This is a genomic window from Crossiella sp. CA-258035, from assembly GCF_030064675.1.
GTDB lineage: Bacteria > Actinomycetota > Actinomycetes > Mycobacteriales > Pseudonocardiaceae > Crossiella.
This window is the reverse complement of the sequence record NZ_CP116413.1, coordinates 2,192,134-2,208,115: the sequence shown is the minus strand read 5'-3', so window position 1 is coordinate 2,208,115 and position 15,982 is coordinate 2,192,134. Positions and strand designations below refer to the sequence as shown.

Annotated in this window: 15 protein-coding genes; 4 read left to right on the top strand and 11 right to left on the bottom strand. The window is 71.3% G+C overall.

The annotated features are described in order from the left end of the window. Positions 1 to 233: 233 nt before the first annotated feature. Positions 234 to 431 (bottom strand): hypothetical protein, encoded by a 198-nt coding sequence (locus tag N8J89_RS10680; RefSeq protein ID WP_252479086.1) that lies wholly within the window; start codon positions 429 to 431, stop codon positions 234 to 236. Positions 432 to 609: 178 nt separating this feature from the next. Between N8J89_RS10680 and N8J89_RS10675 the strand changes: the two genes are divergently transcribed. Continuing rightward, positions 610 to 1,281 carry a hypothetical protein gene (locus N8J89_RS10675; RefSeq protein WP_283664168.1) on the top strand — a complete coding sequence of 224 codons (672 nt, stop codon included), beginning with the start codon at positions 610 to 612 and terminating at the stop codon, positions 1,279 to 1,281. Positions 1,282 to 1,299: 18 nt separating this feature from the next. On the opposite strand, the gene N8J89_RS10670 is transcribed toward N8J89_RS10675, so the two are convergent. After that, positions 1,300 to 2,172, bottom strand: a complete 873-nt coding sequence (locus N8J89_RS10670) for an alpha/beta fold hydrolase (protein WP_283664167.1) — start codon at positions 2,170 to 2,172, stop codon at positions 1,300 to 1,302. Between the two features lie 460 nt (positions 2,173 to 2,632). On the opposite strand from N8J89_RS10670, the gene N8J89_RS10665 reads away from it, so the two are divergent. Then, positions 2,633 to 2,812: a DUF7455 domain-containing protein gene (locus N8J89_RS10665; protein WP_246492521.1), complete on the top strand. Its 180-nt coding sequence runs from the start codon at positions 2,633 to 2,635 to the stop codon at positions 2,810 to 2,812. Between the two features lie 207 nt (positions 2,813 to 3,019). Here the strand turns inward: N8J89_RS10665 and N8J89_RS10660 are convergent, their stop codons facing one another. From N8J89_RS10660 to N8J89_RS10640, 5 genes are all read right to left on the bottom strand, one after another. After that, a complete protein-coding gene (locus tag N8J89_RS10660; protein ID WP_283664166.1) occupies positions 3,020 to 4,195 on the bottom strand; it encodes an ROK family transcriptional regulator in 1,176 nt (391 codons plus the stop codon). Between the two features lie 72 nt (positions 4,196 to 4,267). Further along, complete coding sequence (locus N8J89_RS10655) at positions 4,268 to 5,689, bottom strand: sugar ABC transporter permease (protein ID WP_283664165.1); 1,422 nt, start codon at positions 5,687 to 5,689, stop codon at positions 4,268 to 4,270. Positions 5,690 to 5,752: 63 nt separating this feature from the next. Further along, on the bottom strand, positions 5,753 to 6,562 hold the full coding sequence (locus N8J89_RS10650) for an ATP-binding cassette domain-containing protein (protein ID WP_502868437.1): 810 nt from the start codon (positions 6,560 to 6,562) through the stop codon (positions 5,753 to 5,755). Between the two features lie 58 nt (positions 6,563 to 6,620). Then, complete coding sequence (locus tag N8J89_RS10645) at positions 6,621 to 7,748, bottom strand: sugar ABC transporter substrate-binding protein (RefSeq protein ID WP_252479092.1); 1,128 nt, start codon at positions 7,746 to 7,748, stop codon at positions 6,621 to 6,623. Positions 7,749 to 8,206: 458 nt separating this feature from the next. Then, entirely contained in the window at positions 8,207 to 9,931 is a 1,725-nt protein-coding gene (locus N8J89_RS10640; RefSeq protein ID WP_283664163.1) for a DEAD/DEAH box helicase, read from the bottom strand. 220 nt (positions 9,932 to 10,151) lie between these two features. On the opposite strand from N8J89_RS10640, the gene N8J89_RS10635 reads away from it, so the two are divergent. Further along, positions 10,152 to 11,375, top strand: a complete 1,224-nt coding sequence (locus N8J89_RS10635) for a YihY/virulence factor BrkB family protein (protein ID WP_283664162.1) — start codon at positions 10,152 to 10,154, stop codon at positions 11,373 to 11,375. A gap of 16 nt (positions 11,376 to 11,391) precedes the next feature. Here the strand turns inward: N8J89_RS10635 and N8J89_RS10630 are convergent, their stop codons facing one another. The 3 genes from N8J89_RS10630 to N8J89_RS10620 form a co-directional block, all read right to left on the bottom strand. Then, on the bottom strand, positions 11,392 to 12,192 hold the full coding sequence (locus N8J89_RS10630) for an IclR family transcriptional regulator (protein ID WP_283664161.1): 801 nt from the start codon (positions 12,190 to 12,192) through the stop codon (positions 11,392 to 11,394). A gap of 59 nt (positions 12,193 to 12,251) precedes the next feature. Then, a complete protein-coding gene (locus tag N8J89_RS10625; protein WP_283664160.1) occupies positions 12,252 to 12,815 on the bottom strand; it encodes a DJ-1/PfpI family protein in 564 nt (187 codons plus the stop codon). Between the two features lie 72 nt (positions 12,816 to 12,887). Further along, the gene (locus tag N8J89_RS10620; RefSeq protein WP_283664159.1) at positions 12,888 to 14,060 is read right to left on the bottom strand and encodes an MFS transporter; all 1,173 of its coding nucleotides are present in this window, start codon (positions 14,058 to 14,060) and stop codon (positions 12,888 to 12,890) included. Between the two features lie 94 nt (positions 14,061 to 14,154). Here N8J89_RS10620 and N8J89_RS10615 point away from each other — a divergent pair, with 94 nt between their 5' ends. After that, a complete protein-coding gene (locus N8J89_RS10615) occupies positions 14,155 to 14,538 on the top strand; it encodes a MerR family DNA-binding transcriptional regulator (protein WP_283664158.1) in 384 nt (127 codons plus the stop codon). Here the strand turns inward: N8J89_RS10615 and N8J89_RS10610 are convergent. After that, entirely contained in the window at positions 14,528 to 15,952 is a 1,425-nt protein-coding gene (locus N8J89_RS10610; protein WP_283664157.1) for a S8 family peptidase, read from the bottom strand. The two genes, N8J89_RS10615 and N8J89_RS10610, sit on opposite strands and share 11 nt — an antisense overlap. Between the last annotated feature and the right edge of the window lie 30 nt (positions 15,953 to 15,982).

Below are 15,982 nucleotides of genomic sequence, written 5' to 3'. Positions count from 1 at the left end.
GAGTCGGTTCCGGTGGGGTCACGGGCTCGAATGGTTGGCTCACGGTGCTCTCCTTCGCCTGCCCCGACTCTGTGTCAGGTGCGTACGACGAACACCGGTTCTCGTTAGCCCTTTCGGCCTACCGTCATCTCCCCGAGCCACAACCGTGGCCTGCCCGGCACAAGCCAGGAGGCCGCCGATCCCGCCCCACGGGATCGGCGGCCTTCGCCGTGCCGGTCTCAGTTCCCGGTTGCTCAGTCCTTGAACGAGCCGTCGGCACGGCGGCGGTGGTTGGCCAGGATGTGGCCGCACTGCGGGCAGTGGCGGCGCAGGAAGTGCTTGAGCAGGTAGAGCAGGCCGAGGGTGAGCAGGTAGGCGGCGGTGATGAACAGCCGCTTCACCAGCCAGACCAGGCCAGGATCGGTGCAGGTGCGGCAGTCACGGCAGGACACGGGCGCTCCTCGGCGGGGCTGGGTTGTTGCTTCCAGGCTGCCGAGCGGCGGGCTCGGGTGGCTCGGGAGCGGGACCCGAGGCGTCCCGGATTTGTCCCCTAGGGAATGACTTGGGCGAACGGCGCAAGCCGTACCCCCACTCGGCGGTGCACGAGTGGTGACCGGTACCGTACTCCGCGTGACGAAGCGGAAGACTCAGACTCGGCGGAGTGACCGCCCCCTCGGTAGTTCGGTGTGGCTCCGGCCCGCGCGCCCCGGTGAGGGCCGCCAGGTCGAGCGGCTTCTGGTCTCGGATCCCGCGACCGGGAAGGCGCTGCGGGCCTTGGTGGACGCCGACCGCGCGGACGGCACCGACGGCTCGCACGGGCTGGTGCTGGTGGCAGCCGACCGGCGGCACGAGGAGAAGCTGGTCGGGATGGCCGCGGCGGGGGTGCCGCACGGGTTGATCGGCGGGCTGCGGCTGCCCGCGGAGGCCAACCGGCTGCTGGTGCGCTCGATCATCGTGGTGAACGGGGTCGCGGTGCTGCCGGAGACCGTGCAGCACGGGCTGGTCGGGCGGCTGCTCACCGGGATGGTCAAGCACTACCGGAACGCCGGGTTCCAGTGGGTGTTCGGGCAGTGCCGGATGGGCAACGACGCCTGGCTGACCCACCTGCGCGGGCTCGGCTTCACCGTGGGCGCGGCGGGGGTGGACATCCGGCTGAACTCGGCGCTGTGGCCGCACAACTCGACCATCCGCACCCAGCCCGACCTGCACGCCTTCTACCAGCCGCTGACCGAGGAGCCCTCGGTGCGGATGGCCATGATGCCGGTGCCCAACGGCATCGCGCGCCAGCCCGTCGCGGTCTGAGCGGCTCCCTGCCGAGGTTCAGGCCAGGAAGCGGGTCAGGGCATCGGCGAGCTCCGCCGGGGCCTCCTCGCTCATGTGGTGGCCGCAGTCGATGCCGTGGCCGCGCACGTCCCGCGCCCACTCGCGCCAGACGCCGAGCACGTCGCCGTCGTAGAGCGTGAGCAGGTCGTCCTGCTCCGCCCACAGCACCAGGGTCGGCGCGGTGATCTGGCGGCCGGCCGCGCGGTCGGCCTCGTCGTGCGCGCGGTCGATGCCCAGGCCGGCCCGGTAGTCCTCGCACATGGCGTGCACGGTCGCCGGGTCGTGGATGGCGCGCTGGTAGTCCGGCCAGGCCTCGCCGAGCTGCTCCCGGCGGTGCGCCGGGCCGTAGCGGCCGCCGTACCAGGCGTCCGGGTCGGCGTTGATCACCCGCTCCGGCAGCTCCGGCTGGGCCAGGAAGAACCAGTGCCACCAGGCGGCGGCGAACCGGGCGTCACACCGGGCCAGCGCCGCGCCGATCGGCACCGCGTCCAGCGCCGCCAGCGCGGAGACCGCCTCGGGGTGGTCCAGCGCCAGCCTGGTGGCCACGTACCCGCCCCGGTCGTGCCCGGCCACCGCGAAGCGGTCGTGGCCGAGCAGGCGCATCAGGCCGAGCTGGTCCAGGGCCTGGGCGCGCTTGCTGTACGGCTCGTGGTCCGGCGTGCTGGGCGGTTTGTCCGACTCGCCGTAGCCGCGCAGGTCCGGGCAGACCACGGTGAACCGTTCGGCCAGCAACGGCGCGACCCGGTACCAGGTGGCGTGCGTCCGGGGATGGCCGTGCAGCAACAACAGCGGCGGGCCCGAACCGCCGTGCCGGACCCGCAACGACACGCCGCCGACCTGGAGCCGCTCCAACTCAAAACCATCGAACATGCCGGGCACATACCCGAGAGGAATACAACAAAACAGACACACAACGGACTTCGAACCGCATCAGGGCAGGCGTTGCCCACTGGTTGCCCTAGCGCTGACCAGCACCGTTACCCACAGCGACGGGCACACCACCGCAGTTTCACAAGGTCAGCCCTAGCCTGGGCTCGAGTTGTCCCGATGTCACGGTTATTGAGGACGAACGGCGGCAACTTGATAAGGCATCTGGATGTCGATGGGCGATCTTCACAACGGGCCATGGACACTCGTAGTGTTCAACCCTGCGACAACCGGGTAGTTCGGACGTGACCGGCATCGCCACGAGGTCGGGAACACTGACGAACCGCCGGACGTCTGCATAGAGTGGAACCAGCGCGACACCGCGGCAGCAGCCACCGCCTCGGAGTTTCGCTGGCAACAACGGGCACCGGATGAGCCGGTGCCGGGACGGAGGGAGATTCACATGCCTGGAACACTCACCCGCCCCGAGCTGACCGCTGCCGACCGTTGCGACCGTTGCGGGGCCGCTGCTCGAGTTCGTGCCGTTCTGCAGTCCGGGGGCGAGCTCCTGTTCTGCGGTCACCACGCCAGGGAACACGAGACGAAGCTGAAGGAGCTGGCGGCGAACATCCAGGAAGGGTGATCGGCGCACAGTCCCTGATCCGACGAGCCCCACGGGCGGAGATCCTTTGACCGGGATCTCCGCCCGTGACACATCTCGGAACTTTTTCAGCTCTCAGCGAACACGCAACGGGCCAACGGCGGCCGACAGCAGGGTTGCCGATGAACGAGCAGGTGTTGACGGACGGCGGTGCGCGGGACTGGCACCGGATCAGCGGAGGCCGCTGGTTCAGCCGTTGGCGAACACCTGCTCGAAGGCCAGTTCGGCCGCGCCGACGAGTGCGGCGTCCGCGCCCAGCGTGGACGTCACCATGCGCAGTCGTCCCGAGGCCCGCCCGACCAGGCTGCGCCGGGACACCGTCTCGGCCACCTCGGTCACCACCACGGGCGGCAGCACAGCCAGCAGTCCGCCCAGCACCACCAGCTCGGGCGCGACCACGTTCACCACGTTGGTCAGACCGAGGGTGAGCCAGCCGGCGAACCCCTCGAGCCGGTGCCTGGCGTCCTCGGGCCGCTCGGCCAGTGAGGCCAGCTCCGCCACGATCTCCGCGCGCGCGGCGCCCGCGGAGAGGTTCAGCGCGCGGCACAGCGCGTCCTCGCCGATCTCGGTCTCCCAGCAGCCCCGGCAGCCGCAGTAGCAGGACCGGCCCTGCGGGTTGACCACCATGTGCCCCAGCTCGCCGACGTAGCCGCCGGTGCCGCGCAGCGGCGCGCCGCCGACGATCACCCCGCCGCCGACGCCGACCTCCGCGGACAGGAACACCATGTCCGCGGCGCCCCTGGCCGCGCCGCGCACGTGCTCGGCCAGCCCGCCCAGATCGGCGTCGTTGCCCACCTGGACCGGCAGCCGCAGCTCAGCGGAGAGCATCCGGCCGAAGGGCACCGCGCTCCAGTGCAGGTTGGGCGCCTCGTGCACCAGGCCGTCCGAGCGGCGCACCACGCCCGGCACGGAGACCCCGATGCGCACCGGTGGCCTGCCCAGCTCGGCGGCCAGCTCCCGGCAGGCCGCGGCCACCCTGGCCAGCACCTTCTCCGGCGCGCCGCTGCCCCTGGCCTGGGCCCAGTTCCGGCCGCCGAGCACGGTGCCGCCGATGCCGACCGCGGCCACCGTGACCTGCTCCACACCCACGTCCACCGCGAGCACCGGCACCGCCCGTGCCTGCGGCAGCACCAGCAGCGAGGGCCGGCCCGCGCCCTGGCGCTGGGTGGGCACCTGCTCGGTGACCAGGCCCAGCGCGGTCAGCTCGTCCACCAGCGCCTTGATCGTGCTGCGGTTGAGCCCGAGCTCGGTGGCCAGTTCGGCGCGGGTGCTCGGGCCGTCCACGTGCAGCCTGCGGAGCAGCGCGGCCCGGTTGTGCCTGCGGACCTCGTCCGGTCTGGTGCCCGCGGTGGGCGCGCTGCTCAACGTCACTCCCCTGCTCGACGCACGCGGGGGACGACATCGGCCCCCGCCGAACCCGGTCCGATCAGCGTCGGCTCAGCGCACGCCCGCCGGCGCCCGCCGCCGGGACAGCGCGTCCACGCTGGCCGCCAGCAGCAGCACCAGACCGGTGACGATCGAGACCACCGCGGCGGGCTCACCGAGCAGCCGCAGACCGTTCTCGATGGTCGCGATCACCGCGCCACCCACGACCGCGTCGCGCACCCGGCCCTTGCCACCGAACAGCGAGGTGCCACCGATGACCGCGGCGCCGACCGCGAACAGCAGGGTGTTGCCGCCACCGGCCTGCGGGTCGACCGAGCCGACCTTCGACGAGTAGATGATCGCACCGATCGCCGCGATGGTGGAGGCGATCACGAAGACCGACATCCTGACCTTGCGCACGTCGATGCCGGCCCGGCGGGCGGCCTCGGCGTTGCCGCCGACGGCGTAGACGTGCCTGCCATAACGAGTGCGGTCGAGCACAAAAGTTCCCAGGACCAGCAGGAACAACACGATCGGGACCACGTAGGGCACGCCGGAGATGGTGATCGAGTCGTTCAGGCTGCGGTTGAGGGTGAGCAGGTAGGTGCCGATCGCGCCGAAGACGACCACCGCGCCGACCTTGACCAGCACCAGCGAGGTGGGCTGGGCCACCAGCTTGCGCTTGAGCCTGCCGAAGTGCCTGGTCAGCACGACCGCGGCGTAGCCACCGGCGACGAGCACCAGCAGCAGCCAGCTCAGCCCGGTGGACAGGTTGCCGTTGGCCACCTCGAACAGCACGCCGTCGCCGACGCCGAGGGTGCCGCCCTCGCCGATGTACTGCAGCACCACGCCCTGCCAGGCCAGGAACAGCGCCAGGGTCACCACGAAGGACGGGATGCCCACGCGGGCGACCAGGAACCCGGTGAGGCAGCCGATCGCGGTGCCGAAGCAGATCGCGAGCAGGATCTCCACCCACGGGTTGGCCGGCACGCCGAGGACCATGATCCCGGCGGCCACCACCGCGGGGATCGCGGCCACCCACAGCCTGGTCAGCACCGCCATCACCGCGGCCAGCAGCAGCCCGGCGATGGTGATCAGGAAGACCGCGAGGCCCATCTTGCCGAGCAGGTTGCCGCCGGTGGACAGGTGCAGCGCGAAGATCGCCGCGGTGACCCCGGAGGCGGTGCCCGCGGAGAGGTCGATCTCGCCGAGCAGCAGCACGAACACCAGGCCCATGCCGATGACCACGGTGCCCGCGCCCTGGGCGAGCAGGTTGGAAAGGTTCCCCAGCGTCAGGAAGTCACTGGACTGGGTGGCGAAGAAGACGAAGAGCACGGCGAGGCCGCCGAGCGCGGGCAGCACGCCGAGCTGGCCCCCGCGCAGCCGGGCGCCGTAGTCGCCGACGGCCTGGCCGAAGCTGCGCTGGGTGTTGTCGATGCCGAAGTCGGCGACGGCGGTCGAGGTCGAGCCTGGCTCGGCCTGGGTCTCGGTCATCCGGAGTTCCTTGCGGGTGGAAGAGGTGCGCGGGAAGGAGTCGGTGGCGGACTGGCCAGATCGCTAGATCGTGGCGGCTTCCGGCTTGGCGATGCCGAGGTCACCGGTGCGACCGGAGGTGATCAGCTCCACGGCCTGAGCGTGGCTGAGGCTCTTGGTCGGCACCTGGGCGGCCAGCCGGCCCAGGTAGAGCGCGGCCACGGTGTCCGAGACCTCGAACACGTCGTTCATGTTGTGGCTGATCAGCACCACGCCGAGCCCGTTGTCGGCGAGCCTGCGCACCAGGTCCAGGACCTGGCGGGTCTGGGCCACGCCGAGCGCGGCGGTCGGCTCGTCGAGCAGCACCACCTTGCTGTCCCACAGCACGGACTTGGCGATCGCCACCGTCTGCCGCTGGCCGCCGGAGAGCGAGGCCACCGGGGTGCGCACCGACTTCACCGTGCGCACGGACAGGTCGGCGAGCACCTTGCGGGCCGCCTGCTCCATGGCCGCGTCGTCCAGGGTGAGCCCGTTGGTCTTCTCCCGGCCGAGGAACATGTTGTCCACGATGTCGAGGTTGTCGCACAGCGCGAGGTCCTGGTACACGACCTCGATGCCCAGCGCGGCGGCGTCCCTGGGGCTGCCGATGGTCACCGGCCCGCCGTTGAACAGGATCTCGCCTGACTCGGTCGGGTGGATCCCCGCGATGCACTTGACCAGCGTGGACTTGCCCGCGCCGTTGTCGCCGACCAGAGCGGTGACCTCGCCGGCCTTGACCACCAGGTCCACGTCGTGCAGCACGTGCACCGGGCCGAAGCTCTTGTTCACGCCGCGCAGTTCGAGAATGTTGCTCACTGCTGGAACTCCAGATTCCGAGAAAAAGCCACAAGGCATGAGCCGACGGCAGGGCGGGTCGGGGGCGCCGCCCTGCCGTGGCGTTCAGGTGCCGGAACTATCCGACGGTGATTCCCGCTTCCTTGCACTTCGCGACAAGGTCGTCCTTGCAGAACTCGGACGCCTTCACGAAGCCGGAGTCCACCACGACCTTGACGTTGGCCTTGGTGATGGTCTGCGCGGACAGCAGCACCGACTTCACGTCGCGCTTGCCCTCCGGGTCCTTCTCCACGCCCGTGGCCAGGGCGTCGGCGGAGGCCTTGTCGTTCTTGGCCAGCGCGATCGCGATCTTGGCCGCGTTCGTGGCCTCCTCGGCGATCGGCTTGAACACGGTCATGCACTGGTCGCCGCGCAGGATGTTGGCCAGCGCGGCCGGGTCGGCGTCCTGGCCGGTGACCGGGACCTTGCCGTTGAGGCCGTTCTTCTTCAGCACGGTGATCACCGCGGAGGCCAGGCCGTCGTTGGCGGCGAGCACGCCGTCAACCTTGCCGCCGTTGCGGGTCAGTTCCTGCTCGAAGATGGTGTTGCCCAGCTGGTTGTCCCACTTCTGGACCCACTGGTCGCCGCCGAGCTTGGCCTTGCCGGACTCGTAGGCCGGCTTGAGCACCTTCTCCGCGCCGTTCTTGAACAGCGTGGCGTTGTAGTCCTCGGGACCGCCGTTGATCTGCACGATGGTCGGGTTCGGCTTGTCCTTGAGGCAGTCCAGCAGGCCCTGGCCCTGGAGCTCGCCGACCTTGGTGTTGTCGAAGGAGACGTAGTAGTCGGCGGACCCGTTCAGGGTGAGCCGGTCGTAGTCGATGGTCGGGATGCCGGCCGCCTTGGCCTTCTTCTGCACCGCGGCGCCGCCCTCGTTGCTCAGGCGGGCGATCATCAGGACCTTCACGCCCTGGCTGATGAACGAGTCGGCGATGGTGGAGAACTTGCCGGGGTCGTTCTCGGCGTTCTGGATCAGCGGGGTGACCCCCGCCTCCTTGAGGGCCTTCTCCAGCAGGGGCCGGTCGAAGCCCTCCCAGCGGGCCGAGGACTTGGTGTCGGGGAGGATCACTCCGACCTTGGGGCCGCTGCCTTCGGACCCACTCGCGCCAGTGGTGCTACCGCCACCACCGGCACTGTTCGCGCCGCACGCCGAGAGCGCCAGGGCAAGCCCCGAGCCGACGGCGATCAGGCCAAGCGTCTTGCTCCGCATCCGCCCGTTCCTCCTACTGCCGTGGCCGTGACACTCCGCGACGAGCGTCACAGCCCGGAAATGTTGTGGGTCACAACGTATGCCCCGGATAGGCGAGACGGAAGGCTTCTGAATCCTTACAGAAGGCCAGAAGAGACACGATGATGCCACGGCGCGATAACCACCCCGTAACCCCGGTGAGAGCGCATTCACACAGCTAGCAGCCCCTCGCACCGAGTGTTGGCCGAAAGTGGACAGGGTGTTGGCCGAAGTCGTACGCCCGGTTGGCCGTAGAGGTAGCCCGGATGGCGCAGCGAACGGGTCTGGCGGCGGAGGCCGGGTATGTCAGGAACGGACAGCGACCGTCCCGGGACGGCCAACGCCCGGTACGAGATCGGCCAACACGGCGTCCGCTTCGGCCAAGACGAGGTCCGGAACGGCCAACACACTGTGCGAGATCGGCCAACACTCCGGGCGGGTTACCAGGTTCGGAGGGTGACGATTCGTTCTTCGAGCTCTTCGATGCTGGCCATGGGGGTGGGCGGGCCGCCGCACTGGCGGCGGAGCTCGTTGTGGATCACGCCGTGCGGCTTGCCGGTGCGGTGGTGGATCATCGCGACCAGGGTGTTCAGCTCTTTGCGCAGGCTGTGGATGCGTTCGGCGACCGAGACCGAGCGCGGTGGCGGGGGTGCGGCCACCGGCTGGCTGTTCTTGCGCTTGGTCGCGTTGGCCAGCTGCTGCTCCTGGCGCTGGCGGAGCAGGGTGCGCACCTGGTCGGGTTCGAGCAGGCCGGGCAGGCCGAGGTAGTCCTGCTCCTCCTCGGTGCCGGCCATCGCGGCGGTGCCGAAGGACGAGCCGTCGTAGATCACCTGGTCCAGCTCGGCGGAGGCGCCCAGCGAGGTGAAGGCCTTCTCGTCCTCGCCCAGCTCGTCCTGCTGCTGGTTGGCCTGCTGGAGCAGCTCGTCGTCCCAGCCGTCCTTCTCCCGGTGCGGCTTGCCCAGCACGTGGTCGCGCTGCGCCTCCAGCTCGCTGGCCAGGCCGAGCAGCACCGGCACGCTGGGCAGGAACACGCTCGCGGTCTCCCCCTGCCGCCGCGCCCGCACGAACCGGCCGATGGCCTGGGCGAAGAACAGCGGGGTGGAGTGGCTGGTGGCGTAGACGCCCACGGCCAGCCGGGGCACGTCCACGCCCTCGGAGACCATCCGCACCGCGACCAGCCAGCGGTCCTGGGACTCGGAGAACTCGCTGATCCGGCCGGATGCCTTGGGGTCGTCGGAGAGGACCAGGGTCGGCTCCTGGCCGGTGACCTGGGTCAGGATGTTCGCGTACGCCTTGGCCGTGACGTGGTCGGTGGCGATGACCAGGCCACCGGCGTCGGGCACCGCGGCGCGCTTCTGGGTGAGCCGGATGTCGGCGGCCTTGAGCACCGCGGGCATCCACTCGCCGTTGGGGTCCAGCGCGGTGCGCCAGGCCCGCGCGGTCTGCTCCTGGGTCAGCGGCTCGCCGAGCCGGGCGCTGAACTCCTCGCCCGCGTTGTTCCGCCAGCTCGCCTCGCCCGAGTAGGCCAGGAAGATCACCGGCCGGACCACGCCGTCGCGCAGCGCGTCGGCGTAGCCGTAGGAGTGGTCGGCCTTGCTGCGCTGCAGGCCCTCGCCGTCCCGCTCGTAGGTGATGAACGGGATCGGCGAGTCGTCGCTGCGGAACGGCGTGCCGGTCAGCGAGAGCCGCCGCACCGCCGGGGTGAACGCCTCCCGGACCGCGTCGCCCCAGGACTTGGCGTCGCCGCCGTGGTGGATCTCGTCCAGGATGACCAGCGTCTTGCGGTTCTCCGTGCGCACCCGGTGCAGCGTGGGGTGCGCGGCGATCTGGGCGTAGGTGACCGCGACACCCCGGTAGTCCCGCGAGGTGACGCCGGTGGTGTTGCGGAAGTTCGGGTCGATCGGGATGCCGACCTCGTTGGCCGCGGCCGCCCACTGGTGCTTGAGGTGCTCGGTCGGCGTGACGATGGTGACCGCCTCGACCGTGCGGTCGGCCAGCAGCTCCAGCGCCACCCGCAGCCCGAAGGTGGTCTTGCCCGCGCCCGGGGTCGCCACGGCCAGGAAGTCCTGCGGTTTCGCGGTCAGGTACTTGGTCAGCGCGCGCCGCTGCCAGGCCCGGAGCGGACGGGTGGCCACCGGTGGCGCTGCCTCCAGTTGCTCTGTCACAGCCCGCGCGCTCCCCTCCCGCTCGAAGATCCACACCCATTGGGTCACATGCGAAAGCCCTCCGCGACAGTGGTCCCCGAGGGCTCTGCGAGCCTACCCCGCCGAAGGGGGTGCTCCGTTCCACGACCCGGCCGGTGGGTAACCGATGAGGGTGACGACACACCCGTTTTGCGGGGTTCCGCATCGCGACGGGAGGCCATGCAGCATGCTTGGCAGTGCGATGACTTCGCCGCAAGCAGACCCCGACGAGCGCGGTACGAGCGCCGCGAAGCCGAAGCGTGCTCGACGCGGGCCGCTGCGGCTGTTGGCGCGCACCCTGCAGAAGGCGTGGGACGACTCCATCTTCAGCGAGGCCGCCGAGGCCGCGTTCTGGCAGACGCTGTCCCTGCCGCCGCTGCTGCTCGGGCTGCTCGGCTCGCTGGGCTTCGTGGCGCAGTCGATCGGCCCGGAGCTGATCGACGTCGTGCACGCCCGGATCATGGAGCTCTCCGGCAAGGTCTTCACCTCGAACGTGGTGGACGGGGTGATCGGCGACACGGTCACCAACATCCTGACCAAGGGCCAGAGCGAGATCGTCTCCATCGGCTTCCTGATCTCGCTGTGGGCGGGTTCCTCGGCCACCGCCTCCTTCGTGGACGCGATCACCGTGGCGCACGGCCAGTACGGCGCGCGCAACCTGGTCTGGCAGCGCATCCTGTCCCTGCTGCTGTACCTGGTCACCCTGGTGCTGCTGATCATCGGCCTGCCGGTGCTGGCGCTGGGGCCGGAGCTGCTGCCGGAGGTGTTCCCGGAGAGCTGGAAGCCCACGGTGAGCCTGTGGGTGAGCCGGTTCTACTACCCCGGCACCGGCCTGCTGCTGGTGCTCGCGCTGGCCACGCTGTACAAGGTCGCGCTGCCGCGCAAGCTGCCCTGGCACCGCGGGCTGCCCGGCGCGGCGCTGGCCATGGCGTTCTTCCTGATCTCCAGCTACGGCCTGCGGGTCTACATCTCCTGGGTGACCGGCACCGGGTTCACCTACGGCGCGCTGGCCACGCCGATCGCGTTCCTGCTGTTCGCCTTCTTCATCGGCATCGCGATCGTGCTGGGCGCGCACTTCAACGCGGCGATCCAGGAGCTGTGGCCGGCCAACATGACCCGGCGGGAGCGGCGGCGCTGGCGGCGGCTGGAGATGGTGCGCACCGCGGAGAAGCTGCGCAGCCAGGCCGAGCAGGAGGCGTGGCGGCAGGTCGCCGAGGACGACGACCCGGCCGAGCAGCCGGGGCACACGGCCGCCGGAGCGGGCGCGACGCCCGTGCCGGAACCACCCGAACCGCCGCCGGGGCCGGGCGTGTCGCCGCTCGGGCCGACCGTGGAGCTGCCGCCGGTCAGCTCGCCCGCGGACACCAACCCGACCGTGCGGGTGCCGAGGGGGCAGGACGCGCAGGGCGGCACGCCGGAGAAGTAGGCGGGGCCGCTCCAGGTCAGCCCAGCGTCGCGCGCAACGCCAGCAGGTGGCCCAGGCGCGCCGCCCCGGCCATGGCCAGCTCGGTCAGCTCCGCCTGTCGCGGCCCGAACTCCGGCAGCGGCACCGAGAACGCCAGCGCCCCGCCGATCCGCCCCTGGCAGTCGCGCACCGGCGCGGCCACGCAGGCCAGCTCCGGCCGGAACTCCTCCACCTCGGTCGCCACCCCGCTGCGCCGGACCTCGGCCAGCTGCTCCTCCAGCTCCGGCAGCGAGGTCAGCGTGCGCTCGGTGGCCCGCCGCATGCCCGCCCCGGCGAAGTACTCGCGCCGGCGCTGCGGGGTCATCGCGGCCAGCAGCACCTTGCCGAACGCGGTGCCCTGCGCCGCCTCGTGGAAGCCGACGTCCAGCGGCTCCACCCTGGGCGCGGCCACCGAGTCGGCCACCTCGGCGACCACGATGTCGTTGTCCCGCAACACGGTGTAGTACGCGGGCACACCTGCCTGCTCGTGCACCTCGCGCAGCAGCCCCGACGCCTCCGGTGAGACCTCCAGCTGGCTGCGCAGCGCTCTGTCCAAAGTGGTCAGTTTGTAGCCGAGGCCGTAGCCGCGCTGCTGGTTCAGCCGGACCAGGTATCCCTCGTACACCAAGGTGTTCAGCAGGTGGTAGGTGGTGGACAGGTTCAGCCCGAGCCGCCTGGCGACCGCCTTGGCGGTGACGCCGTCGCCGAAGTCGGCCACCGCCTCCAGCACCTGCAGGGCCCGGCGGACCGAGCCGAGCAGGCCGGCCGGGGTGGCCAACGGTGGTTCCGGGTCGGGCATGCCCGACAGGGTCGCCGCCCGAAGGTGCCCGGCACAAGGACCTTCCGGGCAGTACCTGCTCACCCGATGGGCGCCCTGACCCGCAGAAGAGCCACGAACTCGCGCATCCAGGCCGGGTGGTCCGGCCAGGCGCGGGCGGTCACCATCGGACCGTCCACCACCACCTCGTCGTCGACGAACTCCCCGCCGCCGGCCACCACGTCCGGCGCGCACTCGGGGTAGGCCGCGGTGCGCCGGGCGATGAGCAGACCGGCCGCGGCCGGCACCAGCGCGCCGTGGCAGAGGTGGGCCACCGGCTTCCCGCTGTCGAAGAAGTGCGCCACGATCCGCCGCACCTGCTCGTCGTTGCGCAGGTACTCCGGCGCGCGGCCGCCGGGGATGACCAGCGCCACGTAGCCGGTCGGGTCCACCTCGCGGAAGGCGAGGTCGGCGGGCCAGGTGTAGCCGGGCTTCTCGGTGTAGGTGTCGTGGCCGTCGACGAAGTCGTGCACCACGAACTGCAAGCGCTTGGCCGAGGGCGCGGCGATGTCGACGTCGTAGCCCTCCTCCCGCAACCGCTGGTACGGGTAGAGGACCTCAAGCGACTCGGCGGCGTCGCCGGTGACGATCAGGACCTTCGGCATGGTCCTGATCGTGGGCACCGGCGGCGCCGACGGTCAACGAGCGAGTTTCCGCCCAGCGATAATCCGGACAAATCAGGCAGGCACCGGCACCGGCTCCGGTGCCACGGTCTGCCGCTTGGCCAGTCCGCGCACCAGGAACGCGACCCCGAGCCCGGCCAGCGCGGGCAGCGCGGCCACCGGGCCGACCAGGTCGAAGCCCAGGCCGTTGGCGATCACCGCGCCGCCGAGCACCGGGCCGAGCGCGGCGGCCACGTTGAAGGCGGAGATGTTCACCGAGGCGACCAGGCCACCCGCCGGTTCGGCCTGCCGCATCAGCCAGGTGTGCAGCAGCGGGCCGGTGGCGAAGGCCGAGGCGCCGAGCAGGAACAGCGCCACCACGCTGGTCGCCTTGGTGTGCATGGCCAGGCCCTGCACCAGCAGCACCAGGCTCAGCGCGGTGATGGTCACCGGCAGCACCCTGGGGATCAGCTCGGGCCGGACCCGGCCGGCGATGTTGCTGCCCACCACCGTGCCCAAGCCGTAGACCAGCAGCACCGCGGTCGCCCAGCCCGGCGAGAAGCCGGTGACCTCGCGCAGCGCCGGGGTGACGTAGGTGAAGGTGGTGATCATGCCGGTGAAGGCCAGCACGGTGGTGCTCAGGCCGAGCAGGACCGAACGGCGGCCGAAGACGTGCATGCTGGCCCGGAAACCGGCGTCCGGCTCGTGCGCGACCTTGGGGCAGGCCAGGATCACGCCCAGCATGCCGACGAAGGCCAGCGCGGTCACCAGCACGAAGGAGGCCCGCCAGCCGTAGGCCTGGCCGACCAGGGTGCCCACCGGCACACCGGCCACAGTGGACAGTGCGACGCCGTTGACCACCTTGGCGATGGCCGCGGTCTGGCGTTCCGGCGGCACCGAGGCGGTGGCCACCTGGGAGGCGACCGCGAAGAACAGGCCCTGGGCCAGCGCGGCCACCATCCGGGCGCCCATCAGCACGGTGTAGTTCTCGGCCAGCGCGGAGAACAGGCTGCCGCCCACCCCCAGCGCCATCACGCCGATCAGCAGCGGCCGCCTGGGCAGGCGGCGGGTGAACACGGTCAGCACGGGGCCACCGACAGCGACGGCGATGGCGTAGCCCGTGACCAGCAACCCGGCCACGGACAGGGGGACGCCCAGGTCGGACGCGACCTCCGGCAGCACGCCGACCACGACGAACTCGGAGGTCCCCACAGCGAACGCGCACAACATCAGGACGAAAGCGATCACGGGAAAAGACGCTAAAGTCTGACATGAGTGTGAGGGTCAAGGTCGCCGTGACCCTTGGCTCTCTTGTGCCGGGCCGGGAATAACGGGAGGTCAGATGCGGATCGGGGAGCTGAGCAAGCGTACCGGGGTGAGCATCCGCATGCTCCGGTACTACGAGGAACAGGGGTTGCTCCAGCCGAACCGCACCGAGGCCGGGTACCGGATCTACGCCGACGCCGACGTGGAGCGGGTCGGCAAGATCCGCTGCATGATCTCCTCGGCGCTGCCCTCGCACCTGGTCGGGCCGGTGCTGCAGGCGATGGACGGGCAGGAGTGCGCCTACCCGGTCAGCGCCGAGGACTGCCCGCCGCTGATGGAGATGCTGGACGCCCAGCTGGCCACCATCAACACCCGCATCGAGGACCTGGTGACCAGCCGGGACCAGCTGATCAGGTTCATGGCCGACCTGCGCGCGCGGTTCAGCTGCGTCAACGGGTGAGCGCGGCCCCGGCGTGGCTCAGGCCGGTGCCGTAGAAGCTGGTGCGCTCGCCGTCGGCGACACAGGTGGCATCGGCCTTGCCGTCGCCGTTGGGGTCGTAGAACTCGGGGCAGGGCAACGGTTTCGCGCTCGCCAGCAGTTCGGCGCGCAGCCGGTCGCCGCGCCAGGACGGGTGCCGGGAGGCCAGCAGCGCGGCCACCCCGCTGACGTGCGGGGCGGCCATCGAGGTGCCGCTGTAGGCCGCGTACTGCCCGTTCGGCACGGTGGACCAGACCCGCACGCCGGGCGCGGCCAGGCCGATCGGGCCGATGCCGTGGTTGGAGAAGCGGGCCTTGAGCAGCTGCTCGTCCACCGCGCCCGCGCCGAGCACGCCGGGCAGCTCGTGCGGCAACCGCACGCAGTCGTTGCCGATCTCCCTGCGCACCGGGGCGCCGTCGGCCGGGCTCTCGGTGTCCACCGTGCGGTTGTGCAGGTCGAGCGCGCCGTTGCCGCCGGAGGCGACCACCAGCACGCCGCGGGACTGGGCGTGCGCGACCGCGCGGCCCACCGCGGCGCGGATCGCGGACTGGTCGGCCTGGTCCGGGCAGTGGTAGCGCCACGGGGTCGCGCGGTAGCTGTTGTTGGTGATCCGGAAGCCGTGCTCGGCGGCCCACATGAAGCCGCAGACCATGCTCTCCGCGGTCTCGGTGTCGTCCTTCTCGGCCAGCTTCACCGCGGCCAGCCGCACGCCCGGCGCGACGCCGAGCACGCCGGACCCGTTGCGGGCCGCGGCGATGGTGCCTGCCACGTGCGTGCCGTGGCCGTCCAGGGTCGGCCGCCAGCCGCCGGGGCTGCGGTCGGCCCAGCCGGAGACGCAGGAGACCGACCGCCGGGTGTCCACCGCGCCGGCGAGGTCGGGGTGGGTGTCGTCGACGCCGGTGTCCAGCACGCCGACCACCACCCGGCGGCTGCCGGTGGTCACCCGGTGCGCCTCGGCCAGGCCGAGCGCGGGGACGTCCCACGCGGTGCCCTCCGGCGGGACCTGCCCGCTGGCCGGCGAGCCGGGGCCGGTGTAGCGCAGGTCGCGGCGCGGCTTGAAGTGCTCGACCGGCAGCTTGGTGGTCCGGGTCGCGCCGACCTCCAGCACTCCCCTGGCCCCGCGCACGGTGGCGGCGAAGTCGTCCCTTGGCGAGTACGCCACCACGACGCCGATCCGCGGATAGCTGGCGACCACGGTGCCCCCGGCGGCGCGCACCGCCCGCTCGGCGAACCAGGCTCCGGCCGGGTTCGCCTTGCCCAGCACCACGTGCGGCAGCACCAGCTGGCCGGGCGCCGGGTCGGCCGCCGCCACCTCCGGTGAGGCCAGCACGCTGCCCAGCCCGGCCAGCACGCCCGCGGTGATCCCGATCCGCCGTGTCCATCCACCCAGTCGCACGCGCTGAGCATAGGGGGCGGACGCGGCCGG

Excerpts from the sequence above, each read along its gene's own strand:
- N8J89_RS10615 (WP_283664158.1), top strand. The coding sequence starts at position 14,155 with ATGCGGATCGGGGAGCTGAGCAAGCGTACCGGGGTGAGCATCCGCATG.
- N8J89_RS10630 (WP_283664161.1), bottom strand. The coding sequence starts at position 12,192 with ATGCCCGACCCGGAACCACCGTTGGCCACCCCGGCCGGCCTGCTCGGC.
- N8J89_RS10655 (WP_283664165.1), bottom strand. The coding sequence starts at position 5,689 with ATGACCGAGACCCAGGCCGAGCCAGGCTCGACCTCGACCGCCGTCGCC.
- N8J89_RS10670 (WP_283664167.1), bottom strand. The coding sequence starts at position 2,172 with ATGTTCGATGGTTTTGAGTTGGAGCGGCTCCAGGTCGGCGGCGTGTCG.
- N8J89_RS10645 (WP_252479092.1), bottom strand. The coding sequence starts at position 7,748 with ATGCGGAGCAAGACGCTTGGCCTGATCGCCGTCGGCTCGGGGCTTGCC.
- N8J89_RS10650 (WP_502868437.1), bottom strand. The coding sequence starts at position 6,562 with ATGCCTTGTGGCTTTTTCTCGGAATCTGGAGTTCCAGCAGTGAGCAAC.
- N8J89_RS10625 (WP_283664160.1), bottom strand. The coding sequence starts at position 12,815 with ATGCCGAAGGTCCTGATCGTCACCGGCGACGCCGCCGAGTCGCTTGAG.
- N8J89_RS10635 (WP_283664162.1), top strand. The coding sequence starts at position 10,152 with ATGACTTCGCCGCAAGCAGACCCCGACGAGCGCGGTACGAGCGCCGCG.
- N8J89_RS10665 (WP_246492521.1), top strand. The coding sequence starts at position 2,633 with ATGCCTGGAACACTCACCCGCCCCGAGCTGACCGCTGCCGACCGTTGC.